Consider the following 16,022-nt stretch of genomic DNA (forward strand, 5'->3'; position numbering starts at 1 on the left):
TCGCAGCATCCGGCGCCTGCGGCAAAAAAGCCGCACAGCGCCGTATTATTTCTTATTGCTCTGATTTTATCGCTTCCGTTATCTGGGCGTAGTACGCCGAAAAATCCTGAGGAGCCGGTATCTCGGGATATTCGATTTCCGCCGCTGCTTGTTCGGGCAAAACGGTGATTCCGTCAAACGAAACGCTCGCGTCGGGTACGTCGATATCCAGCGCAGCCTTCGGCGCGGACAGCTCCGGTACAAGCTTCACGTCAGAAATTACGGGTACGCTGACAGAGGGCAATTCCTCATTCAGCTCCGGCAGACCGGGCAGCTCGGGCTTTTGAGCTTCCACGGCGGTTATTCTGACAGACTCCTGCTCAACCGCCTGTATTGCAGGCAGAGCTACCTGCTCTGTTCCGGGCACCTTAACGTCCGCCGAGGTCTGAATCTGCGGAGCAATGAAGTCAACCGCAGCTTTTTCTTCCGGTAACTCAACCGAAACGGCGGTCTCGCTCTGCGGCGCGGTAAAGAGAGCGGAGTTGACCTCGGGCACCGTTGGCGCGTCGACGGAAACCGATAATTTTGTCACTTCGGGCGCGTTTTCCGCGAGCTTCACCACAGGTACGTCAAAGGAAGCCGCCTCAAACGCCGCAGCGTCGACCGAAGCCTCTGAACTATTCTGCTCAAAAGCGATTGCAGCGGACGGAATATCGCCGTCAAAGACGACGTTTGTATCCACGCGCAGCGAACTGCTGTCAATAGCTACAGCCGTGTCCGCTTCGCCGTAATCTATGCCCTCGACCGCGATCTCGGGAATATTGCATTCCACTCCCGCTTTTGGGACCTCCATACTGAGATACTCTGACTCCGCGCTGCCCTTCATGGACTTTACCTCGTTTTTGAAGTTGAGCAGCACCTCTGTCATCTCGTACTCAAATAGCTCCCGCGCGCGGTCAATGCCCGATATTTCCTGCTGTGCGCCGTTATTCCCGGAAATAATCTCTTGTTTCTGTTCCATAACTCAATTAATCGCTACGAGAGCGAGGTCGGAATGTTATCCGCTATCTGCTGATCCGCCTGCTCCATCTGGTCTGCGTTAGCCTTGAGCAGCTCGGCGAGAGCTGTGACGATACCGGGAACGGTGGTGCCCATATACTCGTTGACGGGACCTGTGATAAACGCGGTCATCTTGTCCTTGCTCGCGCCTTCCCAACCGGTGACGGCGTCGGCGAAGTCAGCCTGAAACTTATCTGAAGCAGCCTTGTAACGCGCCGAAATGTCGGCGATCTGGTTAACTGCGGTTCTCATTGCGTCATACTTAAAAACTATATCTGCCATGGTGAATACACTCCTTTTCTCACTTCATTACGCGCCCTGACCGGGATCCTGGTTAAGCTTGCCGAGATTGGGGTCAACGGTGTCGAGCAGCTGCTCCTTGATCGTGTTCAGCATATTGTTGATGCCTGCGGTGAGTGAACCCGAGGGCTCGGTGAGGTTTGCTCCCAGAGCGGGAGTAGCCTTGTTTACAAAGAACTCGCGGTAGCCGTTGGCGGCGTCGCCCTGAAAACCGTCGCTCGTCAGGTTGTTGATGATCGACTGCAGCTCGGAATAAAGCTCTGTAGCGGTATTCACGTAGGTTGATACGCTGCCCTGCGCGTTGGTGATCATCGCGCTTGAAAGTATGGATGCCATAGTAATATTTCTCCTCTCAATTAATTACTTAATTTGGTTACGATTTCACGGTACTCGTCAAAAACGGGCGAGTAGATATTTTTCGCCTGAACAAGGTTGTCGGCAATATGCTCGATAACGATAACCTGCTCGGTAATAGGCTTGAGCAAGCCCTCGGCGCAGGAGTTGTAAAACTTTCTGCCCGCCGGGGTGTCAAAGCCGGTTTTCAAATCATTGAGCATGGTCTCGATGTCCTTGTGCAGGGCGTTGACCTCCTGAGTCAGCTCACGGAAGCTGTTAGCGGCAACTGTAAGCTCCTCCTCGTCAATGATAATGTGTCTTTCGCTCATTGAAGCACCTCCGTCAGTTCGCTTCCTGCCGGCTTCTGCACTCCGCGATGTAATTCATCAGCGACTGTCTGTCGTCATCGGTCATAAGCTCGGCAAGCTCCTCAGCCTTGGTGTACTTGCCGATTTCGGCGTACATGCGGGTGCGGAACAACAGAGCAAAGGCGGAGTTCTCGTTCGCCTTGATCATCTCGGCGCGGAAGAATGCAAGCTCCTCGTCGTACTTCCTCTTTGCTTCATCGGGAGTGACGCCTTTTCCCTGCTCAGCGAGCTTTCGCATGGCGTACGCCTCGGAATATCTGCCGAAATAGGAGTAGTAGGTGTTGTTGGGAATGAGCTTGACGATGCGCGCGTACTCAAGGGTCTTTTCAAAATCCTCCTTGAACGCGTAGCAGGTCAGCAATGTATAATTGACTCTCGCGCGGAAATCAGCCGCGTCGGCAGCCGCCTGTTCGTCGTCCTCCTTCTTCAGAGCCTCCATGTCGATGCCCTTGAATTCCGGAAGCTGGTAGCCGTCTACCTCGCCGAACACGCCCTCCGGGTATTCACGGACGGGTCTGCCGTTCTCGTCATAGGAAACCGTAGCCATTGAAGCGATGTCCTCGCTGATTTCACCCGCGGAGATCTTCGCGTCCATCTCAGCCATGTCCTTTTCGAGCATTGCGTCGATCTCAGCCGGGTCAACGGTCAGATCGACCGGCCCGCCGTTTGCTTCCGGGGCTTCCCCGGCTTCGGGCTCAGCAGTAAGAATACTCATCAGCTCGATAGCTTCGTCAACCTTGCCCATCGAAATGCACAGCTCTCCCAGACCGAGCACGAGCTCGTTTTTGCTGTCCTGAGTGCCGTAGGGACTGACGATAAGCTCGTTCATCAGGTCGTACGCCTTTTGATTGAAATCGCCGTTTTTGTCATACTCCGTGCCCGCCACGCTGATGTAGAGATTCGAGCGGCTGACGTCCAGAGCGTACTTCTCGTCCTCGTTCTTTACGGCGAACTTCTCCGCGTCGTCAAGGACAGACAGCGCCTTTTCGTACTTGCCCGTCGCGGTGAGCAAATTGAAATAAACAAGATAGCTGCGGATATCCGACGGCGCGAGATTTAGCCACTTGACCGCGTATTTTACCGCGTTGTCGTAATCCTCGAGCTGGATATAGAGGTTGACCCTCTCCGAAATAACGTCGGTATCCAGAGCCGCCTGACCGGTCTTGTCGGCGTCCTCGTACTTCTGGTAATTGATAAGCGCCGCCCTGTAGTCGCGCTTGATGCTGCACATAAGCGCGAGCTGGTAGTAGATGCGCGCCTTTACGTCGTCGGAGCACTTCATCATCTCCGCCTTCGTGTAATTGTCTATAGCCTTGGGAATGTCGCCCGAGAAGAAGTACGCGTTGGCGAGGTTAAAAACATTGTCGCCGTTCTCGGGGTCTGCCTCGACAGCACGGTTAAAATATCCGAACGCCTCGTCGAACCTGTTAAGTGAAACAAGAGAGGTACCCGCCTTTGAGAGCGCGTACTCGTCAGCCGGAGCCTCGGCAAGCGCCTTGTCATACCACGCGACGGCGTTCTCAAACCTGCCGTTTGCAAACGCTAAGTCGGCGTTGGCGATATACTCCTTGTAAGCTTCAATATCCAATTCAAACCACCTCTTTATGATTTTACATTTTTATTTAAACACCCTTCGGTGCTGATGACTTATTTTTTTACGGTCGGGACATAGAAGGTGTCCAGAATTATGTCCGTGGGGTCGTTGTTCACTGCTCCTCTTCCGATAACCGAACCTGTCGACGGAAGCGTCGAATCCTTCAAGCCGCTGAGCAGAAACTTCAGCTCCGGGCTGAGGATATTCTCCTGAGTAACCGTGAAATACAGCTTATCTCCGCGGATAAAACCTTTTGATACGTTTATTTCGGTCAGGAAACCGCCGGTTCCCGTCTGAAAATGCTCTCCGAACGGGAGAATAAACTTGTCTATCCTCGTGATCCTCTGATGTATGCCGAGATTTTTCAGAATCTCTGAGTCCGGCATTGGGTATGAAACGTTAAATTTTACCGGGTCGGGCTTAACGCTTAGCGCCTTTCCCAGTGACATATCCAATGCGCCGCTGATGACGGATTTCGCGTATATCCTCGCGAAAAGCTCCGCGTCAAATTCGGTTCCGTCACGGTACGCGTTGATCGCCGAACCTCCGACGCTTGTTGTGAAGCCGCTCGTGAACATCAGCGCTCCCGATTCAGCCGCAAAGCCCCAGCCCCACAGACCTCCGCCGACAACGCCGAGACCGCCGCCGATAAGCGCGTTCTTGACTACATCCGAGCCAGAGCCGCCTTGTACCGCCGTGGCTCCCGCGCTGAACACAGCGCCTGTTGTACCGAATATCGTCGCACCCTTTGCCATCTGCGGAAGCGCGGTCTTCAAGCCGATTTTCAGGATTTTTCCGCGGGTGGCGTACAGCAGCAGAGCTATCGCCGCAACCGCGCCCGTCAGTACACCTGCCTTGGCGAGGATACTGTCGGTATTCTCCCACCAGTGTCCGAAGTCACGGAACACTCCGTCGGTCTTTTCCCTGACGTATTCCATCGCCTTTTCGTCCCCATCGGGACGCGTCTCGCCGTACATCACGTAGTCATAAGGAACGTAGGATTTGTCGTAAGCCTCTGCGAACTTATCCCAAAGCGAGGCGTCTTTCTCCTTAGCCTTCGCCTTGGCTTCCTCCTCTTTTCTCCTGATGCTCTCCTCGACTCCGCGGCGGATATCAGCGTCCTCTATCATGTCGAGCAGCTTTCCGCGCTCTGCCTGAGGATAAGCCGATATCTCCTCCGTCAGGTTTATTACCCTCTCCGCGCGTATGCGCTTTATGTCAGCCCTCAGAAGTGCTGCGCGCATATCCGCGTTGTCTACGTTTTTTATAAAGCGCTGAATATTAATGCCCGGCATTTTTACCATAAGCTCCGCGAGTTCCTCAACCTGAGCCATTCGGCTCTGCAGCTGCTCCGCAGATTCAGCCGTATTGCCCAGTCCTCCGCTCATGTTGTGCATTGAACGCATGGCTTTATTGAAGGATTCTTTTATTCCCTCCTTCGCGCCGAGAAGATTTTCCCAGATTTTTCCAAGCTCCTCAACCGCGTTTTTATCTATTTCAATGTGGTTAACCTCTCCCAAACAGCTTCACCTCTCTTACAGACGGATGTTTGACATCCAGCTGCCTACAGTTGCTCCTGCAGCGGCGCTCAGTGAAGCCGGGGCGCATGAAGCCGCCTGTCCTATCATGCCGAGACTGCCCTGCAGACCGCCGAGCTTTGAAAAATCCGGCATAATAACAGTGACAACGCTTTGCGACTGCGAGGTGACCGAATCAATGGCAAGACCCAGGTTGCCCTGAATGCCGCCTAACGCTCCCTCGATCTTTCCGAGAGCGGGCAGGGTCGTGCTGACCGCGCTGCCGATCGCGCCGGTAATATCGCCGACCACTCCGCCGACTGCTCCGCTTACAGCGCTGCCGATGCTTCCGGCTATGCCGTCAAGCGAGGGCATTTGTATACTCGGGATAGAGCCGCTGATCTGACCCGCGATGTCGCCGGCTATGCCGCCGATCGTTCCCGCGACTCCCTTGAACTGACCGCTGATGTCACCTATGACTCCGCCCAGCTGTCCGGATATATCGCCTATTGCTCCGCTTATCTGTCCGGATATATCGCCTATCGCTCCGCTTATCTGTCCGGATATATCGCCTATCGCTCCGCTGACTGTGTCTACAGCGCTGCCGATCGCCTGACCGAAGTCACTGCCCTTTATACTGTCGATAACGCTGTTCACAGTGCCGCCGGTGATGTTATTGAGGTCGTTTGTAAGTATGTCGCCAACCGCGCCCGAAGCCTGTCCGAGCAGGTTTCCGACCATGCCCTTGCCGAGGGATTTTGCCAGATCGGACGGATGAGCCAAATCGCCCCACGAAAGTCCGCCAACGGTGTCCTTTGCGGCGTTCGTAACCATATTCGTAATCGTCGGCATCTTTTCCTGACACCAATCGTAGCCCTTTTGTATCGCGTGTCCGAGCTGACTGTCCTGCAGACCGCCGAAAGCTTCGCCGAGCATTTCCTTGCCCTGATCAAACAGAGCGTCACCCGCCGTGGAAAGAGCCGAGGTGCCTGCGGAAACGAGAATGCCCTTGCCCTCGCTGTTCCAGAAGCCGTCGAGCGAGCCGTCATGGTCAATCAGATATGACGTGCCCTTTGCGATCATCTTGCCGCACATTTCTACGCCTATTTTAGTTAATTGTCCGAGAACCTGAGAGCCTGTCGCCGAGGTGACGGCTCCTGCCGCGGCTCCGGCTACGCCTCCTACGGCTCCCGTTACAGCTCCGACAAGCACCGCGTCGCCTACCGAATCGAATATCTCTCCGGCGGATTTTCCCTGAACCATTCCCGCCACCACCGTTGTGGCGGCGCCTACCCCGGCGGCGATCGCCGCTCCTTTTGCCGCAAGCAGGAACAGAGGCGCTGCCGCTCCTCCCGTAAAGACGGACAGCGCAGCAAGTCCCGCGATTATTATCACGCCGACAACTATCTTGACTATCGCCTTCCAGTGCTTGACGACAAAGTCCTTGACGCTCGTCCATATCTTCTTCGCCACGCCGACGACCCAGTCGACCGCCTTTTTGAAGAAGTCCTTGACCGCCTTGCCCGCTTTTTTGCACCATTCCTTGAACCGCTGCCAAGCGCTCTTTTTCTTGGGCGGAGGCGGCGGTACAGCCCACGGATTGGCTTCGTAGAACTTCGCGTTCAGCTCGCCTATCGTCTGAGCCGCGCGTTGGTCAGCCATCCTGACGGTGTGCAGGAATTCTCCGAGGCTCTGCACAGCGATATCGATTTTCTCAGACTTTTGCGCCTCAATCTTGTTGACGCGCTCGTCAATCTGTTCAACAACAGGCTCCAGATTGCCCGCGCCGCCGTCCATATTGTAAATATTCGATTTGACAGCCTTGAACGCGGCGGCAACCTGCTGCTGCCTGTCCTTTGCTTTATCGATGCATAACTCCTTGAAATACTCGTTGAAATTTCCGGGAGATCCCATAGAAAACAAGGAGCTTTGTGCCTTTATCTCTATTCTCATACTGCTTCACCCTGCTCAATCAAAACACACGGCTTATATCCTTTTTTTGAAGTAGTTCATATCAAAAGCGCAGGCGTTCATCGCTCTTGACAAATCGTGTTGAATCTGCGCCAGGGAATTCATCTGACCCTGCAGCTGCTGCACCTCAAGCTCGAGCGCGTTAAGCTTTGCGTTGACGTCGCGAATCGCCTGTTCAAGCCTCGCCTTTTCCTTCTTCAAGCCGTTGAGCGCCTCAAGCGAATAGCTGTTCTCGCTGACAAACGGGGTTTTCAGAACCCTTCCGAGCGGCGGACAGTTTACTCCGCTGCATTTGATGCTTTGAGCAAGCAGAGTCTCGACGGTCTCGGCAACCTGATTTGCCTCGCCTATCTTTTCATTTACGCTTCCTCCGTCGTCCAGAAGACGGATAACTTCGGCGATCTGATCAACCCTTTTCTCAAAATTGAGCTTATCGGACCGCATGGATTCTGCTTTCGCACCCGCAGCCTTGTAGTCGGCATAGCAGGCATCCAGCTTTCTGTTATTGGAGACATACTCCTCGGCGGAACGGTTGTAACGGGATTTCGCCGCGTCATACGCGTCCTGTGCCTCTGTCGGTGTGCAGTTGTTCCAGCTCATACAAATCCTCCCTGCCCATTATAACAAATGAAGGCTTGTGAAAATAATAACAATTTCATCAAAAAAGTGCATAATCACGTTAGTATTATACCACAATCTACATAATTTGTCCATAATGTTACAATCGTTTTTGTGAACATTTTCACTTTTGGATTCACAAAAATAGATTGCTGTTTTTGTATGTTTTTACTATTAATATGGATAAATTTTACATTTTTGACTTGGCAAAGCTGTAATATCGTCCAAAAAGAAAAACACGGCTGCCAAGGCGACAGCCGTACTTTTCAAAAAGGAGAGAATTTATGAAAAATTAAAAGGAGTTATCTGAATTAAGTGTTTTGCTTTTGTTTGACTGCAGTATATAACTCAATCCTTAAAAAAAGCTGAATAAATTTTAATTATAAATAATTTTCAGAAAAATATTGACAAGTGATATTCCGCACGGTAATATAAGTATGAAAAGTATGATTTATACAACTTTTCAGAAAGGACGGTTCAGAGCGGCGAAAAGAAGGGCAAAAATGAAAAAGCAATGTGGAAGATAAAGAAGTTCAACTTCAGATAAGGCGTAAAATAGGAGCTGTCCGAATCGGACAGCTCCTGAGTTTTATCTGTTTATGACCGCGAACAGTACAGAAAAGTAATGGCATACGCTGCCCGCGACCGTGAAGATGTGCCAGATAGAGTGAAAATACCTGACCTTTTTTATAGCGTAGAAAATCACGCCGACCGTGTAGAACACTCCGCCGCCTACAAGCAGCCACAGGCTCCACGCGTTCATCACCTGCAGAAGCGGGTGAATAGCGAAGATGATCACCCAGCCCATTGCGATGTAGCAGACTACGGACGGCTTGCGGAATTTTTCGAGGTCAATGGAATTGAGCACGATCCCGATCACCGCCGCACCCCAGACGACGCCGAACAAAACCCAGCCTATCGCGCCGCGAAGGATAGAAATCGTTATCGGCGTGTATGTGCCCGCGATAAGGAAAAATATCGTGTTGTGATCCATGATCCTGAAAAATCTCTTTGCCGCGGGGTTTGTGATAGAGTGGTACAGTGTGCTCATGCAATAGAGAATTATCAGGCTCGCGCCGAATATCGCGCTGCCGACCACCGACCAGGCGTCGCTGTATATCGCGGCGAAAACGACGAGTACGACCGTACCCGCTATCGAGAGCAGACCGCCTACGCCGTGAGTAACGGAGCTGAAAATCTCCTCGCCGAGCGTGTATCTTTTCGGAGTCTTTGAAGCCATTGAATTCCTCCCGGATATTTGTTTCTGTGTTACAGTATTATATCAGAAAACAGCCGGCATGTAAATAATCAAAAAATCATATTGCTATTTTGCATAAATATATTGCAATGCATATAAAGATTTGGTAAAATAGAGAAAAAGATGCTTATTGCGTTAAAAAACAGATTATTGAGAGGTGTTCAACAATGATTGGTATTATTTGCGCGTTAAAAATTGAAGTGGACGGACTTAAGGCACTTATGGAAAACCCCGAGGTTACCCCAAAGGCGGGGCTTGAGTTCATAAGCGGCAAGATTTTCGGCAAGGACGTAACGCTTCTCGAATGCGGCAGAGGCAAGGTCAATGCGGCGGTAGGCACACAGATTATGATCGACCTCTTCAAGCCCGAGGTTATTATCAACTCGGGTATCGCCGGCAGTCTTACAAAAAATCTGATCATCGGAGATATCGTTATCTCGAGCGACTGCGTTGAGCATGACATCAACTGCACCGCGCTTGAGGAACCAAAAGGACAGATCTGGTTGCCGAACGAAAAGAGGATCGATATTCCCGCTGACAAGGCTACCTGTGAAAAGCTTGCGGAGTGCTGCCGCAGCATCGGCGTCAAGGTCAACATAGGCAGAGTCGCGTCCGGCGACCTATTCGTCGTCTACAGGCGCCAGCGTGAGACGATCGCCTTTGAGTTTGAAGCTCTCTGCTGTGAGATGGAAGGCGGAGCCGTCGGCCATGTTTGCTATATGAACAAGGTGCCGTTCGCGATCATCCGCTCAATCAGCGACGACTTTAAATTCAACAAGCCCGAGAACTACGAGGAATTCAGTCAGCTCGCGGCAGACAGAACCGTCAGGGTTTTGAAAAAGTTCATTCAGATAGACTGATATCAATAAAAAAACAGCGTACAAACGGTTATCATCCGCGTGTACGCTGTTGTTTTTTTGTTTTATCTGCAGGGAATAAACGGAAGCTCATATGAGCGCGTCGTGGGCTGCTGGGTCGTTACCTGTTCCTCGACCGTCTCGCCGATTTTATTCTCGTTTGAGAAGCCAGCAATGTACATCTGAACCGCCGTCGCGTCGGTAATCGAAAGAACGTCGCCGTCGATATTGCTGCGCTTTGTAATTTTTCCGTTGGCGTCCGGCTCAAGCTCCGCCAACACCTTCTGGATCATAGTAACGTCGTCGATCGTAACGCTTCCGTTACCGTCGGCGTCACCCCTGATATACGAGCTGCTTCCTGCAAAAGCCGCGGCTGAAAACAGAAGCATCGCCGATACAAGAAATGCGGATATAACGATAAAATACTTTTTCACTACAAATCACCCTTCCGTCAGAGCTGAAAACTTTTTTTGATTATAACACAAACCGCTTACTTAAGTCAATAGCTCTGAGGGCGATATTTACGCACAAATTGAGTGACGCAGCTGCTCAAAGCTCACGCCGTACTTCTCGGCGATATCGCGCGCGTAGCTCACACCGTCGGGCGGAGCGATCTCAACCTTGTATGAACGCTGTCCCTCGTGAATGCCGGTTATCAGCGACGCGACCTTCATATCGCCCGGAGCGGAGTTCATCTCGTCGAGACCCGTCGCGAGCTCGTGCATATGGGTGTTGAAAATCGTCCTCGCGCCGAGACACCTGAGAGCGCGTACAACGTCCTTCGCGATGTAAAGACCCTCGGTAAATGAAGTCGTCGAGAGCGACTCGTTGAACAGCAGCACGCTCCTGTCGGTAGCGGCGGCAAAGATCTCGCTGATCCTCTTTGATTCCTCGCCGAGTCTGCCGAGGTTGACGGTCTTGTTCTCGTCAGCCGGAAAGTGCGTGAGGATATTGTCGCAGGGAGAAAGACTGAGCGATTCCGCGGGAACGTAAATTCCGTGCTGTGCGAGCAGGAAAAGAATGCCTATCACCTGGGTAAAGGTGGTTTTGCCGCCTCTGTTGGGTCCTGTCATGATATAAATACCGTGCTCGCCGCCGAACTCAAAATCGTTCAGTACGATGTCGAGCTTCTGACCCTTGAATTTAATGATCGCGAGCTTGAGGTTGTAAATCCCTTTGGAGGAAAGCGAGCGCTTATCGCTGTCGAGAATTACGGGGCGGGTCATGGGAAGTCCGGTACTCATTATTTTTTCGCAAAAATCAGCCCATCTGATATAGAAAAGCAGCTCGGGAATGAATCTTGTCAGGCTGTAGCCGTTGATGTTCACATAGCGCGAGAGTGTGCCGCTGAGGTGCTTGACGGTCGAGCCGAGCATATTTGTCATGGTGGAGCAAAGGTTCTTCATCAGCGGGTCGTCCTCAGCCGTACCGCCGCCGGAGTGTATCTTTGTCAGGCTGTCAACCGCTCTGCCGTCCATCATCGCGCCTATCTGGGGCAGGAATTTTATGAACCTGTCGAGCACGCCCGTGTGATTGAAGCGCTTGTGGTTCACGGACATGATGCCGACCTCTACGGGACGGAGCATGCTGTCGAGATTGACGCCGAGGGTGATGCTCTGAATCTCCGAGGTCTCGGTGAGCAGAGCCTTGATGTCAGCGCTGAGGTACTCAAAACCGCTGCCGTTGTAGATCTCCGACACATATTCCTTGAGGCGGAGCATACCCTCCGATTTTACCGGGGTATCGGCGAGCGCATTGTAGATATCGGCAATGCAGCCGATGTAAATCTCGAGCTCGCGCAGGCGGTTGATCAGCTGCCAGAGAGGAGCGACTGTCTCGTCCATAAAGGTTGAGCCGAGTGTTTTCATATAATTGAGCTGGTCGAGGGCGTTCGCCAGTCTTGTGCGCAGATTCGGAAAACGCATGATATCCTCAAAGACGTCGCAGCGGTAGCTGATGACCTCGGGGTCGCTCTCGAGCTCGAGCATCATGCGTCTGATAATATGTCTTTCGTCCTTGTTTGCAGTGAGAAAATTGAGAAGAAAATCGATCGAGAGGTCGTTGCAGGCTTCCTCGGTGAGAGTTTTGGTGTTGGGTTCCTTTCCGGCGGGGTACATTAAACTGAGCTGTTCCATATGCTTGTTCTCCTTTTCGTAATCGTGTTGTTTTCTGTCCGGTACAACTACATTTTAAGGCATGAACAGGAGTTTTTCAATCAACTGTTCGGTATAATAATCAAGCGTATCAAGATGAGTTAAACATACTGTTTAGAAAAAAGCAAGCCCCGAAGGACTTGCTTTGATTATCATATTCAATTCATTGACAGGAAGTCGTGCAGGAAGCATTCGAATTCCTTTTCCCACGCCGCCTCGCAGTGCTTCTGCTCCGGCTTGATGACGGTTTTGAGCTTGTCAGAGGGATAGCAGGTCGAGAGCAGCTTTGAGGTCATGTCCGTAACCATGCAGATAACCTCCTCCAATCCGGGGTCTCCGCCGCTGTAGAGGTATAGATACGGAGCCGGCTCCGTGACTTTGCCGCGCACCCAGCTCTCGAAATCCGCTCCGTCATAGAGCATAAAGCACGGTGAGAACACGCCGCCCGCCGAGAATATCTCCGGATGGCTCATGACTGTGAAGAACGTTTGCAGACCGCCCGACGAGCTGCCGCAGAACGCTGTGTTTTCACGTCCTTTTTTGACGGGAAACCGACTTTCGATCTCAGGCATAACGGTGTTTACTACGAAATCGTCAAAGGACTCGCCCTGCGGAATAAACATTTTACGCGCTTCCTCGGGCATTTCTGGCGGAAACACGAACCGTCCGATCGTCGCGGGAGTTAGCTCGTTTGTGCGCTGAATAGGCGCGCCGTCGTTGAATATGCCTACGATGATCGCTGCCTTGCCGCTGCTCTTTCGTTCAGCCGCCACAGCCTCGCGCGTGTGCCAGCTGCCGAAGCTCGAAAGCTCGTCCTCAAAAAGATTCTGACCGTCGGTCATATAAATCACGGGCAGCGTCTCGTTTTCATCATGCTCGGGAACGTAAACGCGGACGGTTCTCTCCTGCCCCTCGGGATAGGTAAAGCTGAGTTTTATAAGCTCCTCGTTTTTCATGTTGATTCCTCCTGTTATTGTCGTTGTTTTGCCTGTGGTTATATTATAAAACACACCGTAATAATAATCAATAAACTCGTCCCCGTCAAACTCAACGCAAGCTGTAATTTATCAATCGAGAGTTTATATCAGCTTGCTTTTGCGGTCAAAGCTGCCCAGAAACGGGCGCAGATTCTTCTTGGCTATTTCGTCGGCAAAGCAAAGCAGCGGCACCGCAAAGCTCTCCTTGCGGAAGGAATAGGTGTTGATCTCACCCTCGGCGGTCGCTACGACGGTCTGGACGGCGAGATTGTTCTCACAGATTTTTTTCATGTATTGGTCGGCTTCCCTGACGGGAATACCGGTGCTTTTGCTGATAAGGGAGGTCGCGATAGGCATATTGGGCAGCGAGTAGATATAAAACAAGATCCGCAGCAGCTTCTCGTCGGCAAACAGGGCGAATACCCTGCGCAGGCTCTCGAAATCCGAGAGGTGGCTGCCGATGCCCGTGCCGTTCTCCTGCATCAGGAAAAAGTGCTTGAATTCGGGTGAGATACGCATTACCGACATACCGCAGTCCTGAATGATCTTCGCGAAGTAATCGTTTGCTTTGCTGTCCGCGCCTACGGAGTCGTCCATCAGCTTGCTCATAAAGTCGTCGACGATAGACTTGTCCCTCATCAGTCCGATTTCAATCGCCCAGCAGATATTTAAGGCGTAGCTGTAGGCGTCCTCCTGCGACATGCCGCAGAGCCGCCGTGCCAGAGCCAATGAATAGCTCTGCTCCTCGCGCCCGAAAAGAGCGTCTGTGCTGACGCCCAGAATATCCGAGATCCTCGGCAGCAGCTCCGCGTCGGGAGTACCGCCTCTCTCCCACCTTGATACCGCCTGCGTTGTAACTCCGATAAGCTCGCCGAGCTGCTCCTGCGTAATACCCTTTTCAATCCGGATTTTTTTGATTTGTTCACCGATAACACTCATTGTATCAGCCCTCCTTTGAACGCTTTATGTCTGCAAATCAACATAATCAGGTATATGATACAGTCTGGTTTAAGCGGAAACCCTCCTGCGCCATCAGTATATAGGTTAAGCTAACCGCTGTCATAAACGCAGCAGGAAATGCTGTCAGCAATGAACCGAAGCGATATTTGCCCTTTTTCAGCAGGTACGCAGTCGCAACCCAAAGCGCAATCATCGCAAGCGTCTGGTTGCTCCATGAGAAATAACGCCAGATCGTCTGGAATCCGTTATCATTGACGATAGCGAACCATGTCAGCAGACCGCCGGCGACGAGCAGCGGTATGGTTATCAGCAGACGGTTTTTGATCTTCTTCTGATTCAGCTTGAAGGTCTCGGCGAGAATCAATCTCGCACTTCTGAAAGCGGTGTCGCCGGAGGTGATCGGGCAAACGATGACGCCCGCAACGGCTAAAACGCCGCCAAACACGCCAAGTACGCCTGTCGAAATCTCATAGACCACATTCGACGCGCCGTTCGCGAGAGCCTCATTGAGCAGCTGCGTCGTGCCGTAGAAGGACACGCCTGCCGCCGCCCATACCAGAGCAATAATGGATTCGGAGATCATTGCGCCGTAAAAGATCTTTCTGCCTTCCTTTTCGGATTTAATGCACTTAGCGATCATCGGCGATTGCGTCGCGTGAAAGCCCGACACCGCGCCGCAGGCGACTGTGATGAACATATACGGCCAGATCGGTGTGCCATTAGGGTGCAGGTTTTGAAGCGAGATTTCCGGAATGGTGTATTTACCGCCCGAAAAAATAATACCGCCTATGACCGCAGCCGCCATCACGATCAGAAGCACACCGAAAATCGGATAGAGTTTTCCGATCAGCTTGTCGATTGGCAGCAGCGTCGCCAAAAGATAGTACACAAGAATAACAACAGCCCAAAAGGTGCCGTTCATCCAATCGGGTGTGAGCTTGTCAAGCAGACCCGCCGGGCTGGTGACAAATACCGTTCCGCACAAAACGAGCAATACGACTGAAAATACGCGCATAACCCATTTCGCTGCCTTGCCGAGATAGGTTCCCGACAATTCCGCGATCGACGCGCCCTCATGGCGGGAGCTGATCATGCCACTCATATAGTCGTGTACCGCGCCGCCCAAAATTGAGCCGAACACGATCCACAGGAACACAACCGGCCCGAAGACCGCGCCCATCAACGCACCGAAGATCGGTCCGGTGCCTGCTATATTGAGAAGCTGTACCAGAAAAGCCTTCCATGTTTTCATCGGCACACAGTCAACGCCGTCGTTTATCGCGATGGCAGGCGTCGGTCTGTCATCCGGCGAAAATATCTTCTCCGTTACCTTACCATAAACGAAAAAGCCGATGATCAAAACGGCAAAGGAAATCAACAATGAAATCATTATAACCCCTCATTTTAACATTTGTTTTTATTCATTATAACACATATCCGTCTGCTGTTTCAATATAAAAGCCCTCAATAAATTACACTAAGGACTTATTTTGAGCCTTGTTTTTTTGGGACATAAAAAAATGCACAAAGATACCACTATCCTTGTGCGATACATTCCGAGCATAGGCTCCTTATTAAATTGTCATTCGGACACACTTCTCCTGTCCGAACCATTCTGTTCTAAACATCTCAGCGAGAGGAACATTACCCGACAAACCTTCAATCAAAGCTCTATTTTAGAACAACCGCTTCCAAACCGCAACGGCGTTTGAATTGCTCAGCTTGTGTTCAATGTCGATTCCGACAGGGCAAATATTGTGACAGGACAGCGATTTGCCGCAGCCGCTGTATATATGCTTTCCGTATTCATTCACTAAATCGTATTTTTTACCTTTCGAGAGCTGCGAAAGAATTCTTGATGCAGGAACAAACGCCGCCGCACCGAAAAAGCTCTCACCTGCCGTAAAATTCGGGCATACCTCAAGGCAGCAACCGCACTGAATACAACGCGATGCGTCGTAGGCAAGGTCAATGTTTTTTTCGCTTTGACTTGCTTCTGACTCGAGCCAGTTGTGTATCGCAATCAGGTTTTCCCTCATAACGCTGCGGTCAACGATTAAGTCGCGGACTACGGG

General features: G+C 51.7%; 16 protein-coding genes. 1 reads left to right on the forward strand and 15 read right to left on the reverse strand.

All coding sequences use genetic code 11. The features are described from left to right. Positions 1-52: 52 nt before the first annotated feature. From KQI64_RS06885 to trhA, 9 genes are all read right to left on the reverse strand, one after another. Positions 53-1,000, reverse strand: a complete 948-nt coding sequence (locus tag KQI64_RS06885; protein ID WP_216523972.1) for a hypothetical protein — start codon at positions 998-1,000, stop codon at positions 53-55. 14 nt (positions 1,001-1,014) lie between these two features. Beyond that, on the reverse strand, positions 1,015-1,320 hold the full coding sequence (locus tag KQI64_RS06890; RefSeq protein WP_216523973.1) for a WXG100 family type VII secretion target: 306 nt from the start codon (positions 1,318-1,320) through the stop codon (positions 1,015-1,017). Between the two features lie 27 nt (positions 1,321-1,347). Beyond that, positions 1,348-1,674, reverse strand: coding sequence for a hypothetical protein (locus tag KQI64_RS06895; protein ID WP_216523974.1), 327 nt, complete (start codon positions 1,672-1,674; stop codon positions 1,348-1,350). Between the two features lie 20 nt (positions 1,675-1,694). Further along, a complete protein-coding gene (locus tag KQI64_RS06900) occupies positions 1,695-2,003 on the reverse strand; it encodes a hypothetical protein (protein WP_216523975.1) in 309 nt (102 codons plus the stop codon). A gap of 13 nt (positions 2,004-2,016) precedes the next feature. Continuing rightward, on the reverse strand, positions 2,017-3,630 hold the full coding sequence (locus tag KQI64_RS06905) for a tetratricopeptide repeat protein (RefSeq protein ID WP_216523976.1): 1,614 nt from the start codon (positions 3,628-3,630) through the stop codon (positions 2,017-2,019). Between the two features lie 59 nt (positions 3,631-3,689). Beyond that, entirely contained in the window at positions 3,690-5,156 is a 1,467-nt protein-coding gene (locus KQI64_RS06910) for a hypothetical protein (protein WP_216523977.1), read from the reverse strand. A gap of 15 nt (positions 5,157-5,171) precedes the next feature. Beyond that, the gene (locus tag KQI64_RS06915; RefSeq protein ID WP_216523978.1) at positions 5,172-7,067 is read right to left on the reverse strand and encodes a hypothetical protein; all 1,896 of its coding nucleotides are present in this window, start codon (positions 7,065-7,067) and stop codon (positions 5,172-5,174) included. Positions 7,068-7,139: 72 nt separating this feature from the next. Continuing rightward, positions 7,140-7,724: a hypothetical protein gene (locus tag KQI64_RS06920; RefSeq protein ID WP_216523979.1), complete on the reverse strand. Its 585-nt coding sequence runs from the start codon at positions 7,722-7,724 to the stop codon at positions 7,140-7,142. A 607-nt stretch (positions 7,725-8,331) separates the two neighbouring features. After that, positions 8,332-8,982 (reverse strand): PAQR family membrane homeostasis protein TrhA, encoded by a 651-nt coding sequence (gene trhA, locus KQI64_RS06925; RefSeq protein WP_216523980.1) that lies wholly within the window; start codon positions 8,980-8,982, stop codon positions 8,332-8,334. Between the two features lie 185 nt (positions 8,983-9,167). Here trhA and KQI64_RS06930 point away from each other — a divergent pair, with 185 nt between their 5' ends. After that, positions 9,168-9,860 carry a 5'-methylthioadenosine/adenosylhomocysteine nucleosidase gene (locus KQI64_RS06930; RefSeq protein ID WP_216523981.1) on the forward strand — a complete coding sequence of 231 codons (693 nt, stop codon included), beginning with the start codon at positions 9,168-9,170 and terminating at the stop codon, positions 9,858-9,860. A gap of 62 nt (positions 9,861-9,922) precedes the next feature. Here the strand turns inward: KQI64_RS06930 and KQI64_RS06935 are convergent, their stop codons facing one another. From KQI64_RS06935 to KQI64_RS06960, 6 genes are all read right to left on the reverse strand, one after another. After that, positions 9,923-10,291, reverse strand: coding sequence for a dockerin type I repeat-containing protein (locus tag KQI64_RS06935; protein WP_216523982.1), 369 nt, complete (start codon positions 10,289-10,291; stop codon positions 9,923-9,925). Between the two features lie 87 nt (positions 10,292-10,378). After that, complete coding sequence (locus KQI64_RS06940) at positions 10,379-11,992, reverse strand: MutS-related protein (RefSeq protein WP_216523983.1); 1,614 nt, start codon at positions 11,990-11,992, stop codon at positions 10,379-10,381. A gap of 176 nt (positions 11,993-12,168) precedes the next feature. Next, positions 12,169-12,966, reverse strand: coding sequence for an alpha/beta hydrolase (locus KQI64_RS06945; protein ID WP_216523984.1), 798 nt, complete (start codon positions 12,964-12,966; stop codon positions 12,169-12,171). 123 nt (positions 12,967-13,089) lie between these two features. Continuing rightward, positions 13,090-13,926, reverse strand: coding sequence for a helix-turn-helix domain-containing protein (locus tag KQI64_RS06950; RefSeq protein WP_216523985.1), 837 nt, complete (start codon positions 13,924-13,926; stop codon positions 13,090-13,092). A 46-nt stretch (positions 13,927-13,972) separates the two neighbouring features. Beyond that, entirely contained in the window at positions 13,973-15,337 is a 1,365-nt protein-coding gene (locus KQI64_RS06955) for a carbon starvation CstA family protein (RefSeq protein ID WP_216523986.1), read from the reverse strand. A 286-nt stretch (positions 15,338-15,623) separates the two neighbouring features. Further along, positions 15,624-16,022: 4Fe-4S dicluster domain-containing protein (locus tag KQI64_RS06960; protein ID WP_216523987.1), on the reverse strand; the 399-nt coding region annotated here is incomplete at its 5' end.

It is taken from the genome of Lachnoclostridium sp. MSJ-17, from assembly GCF_018918205.1.
In the GTDB taxonomy this organism is placed as follows: Bacteria; Bacillota; Clostridia; order Oscillospirales; family Acutalibacteraceae; genus Ruminococcoides.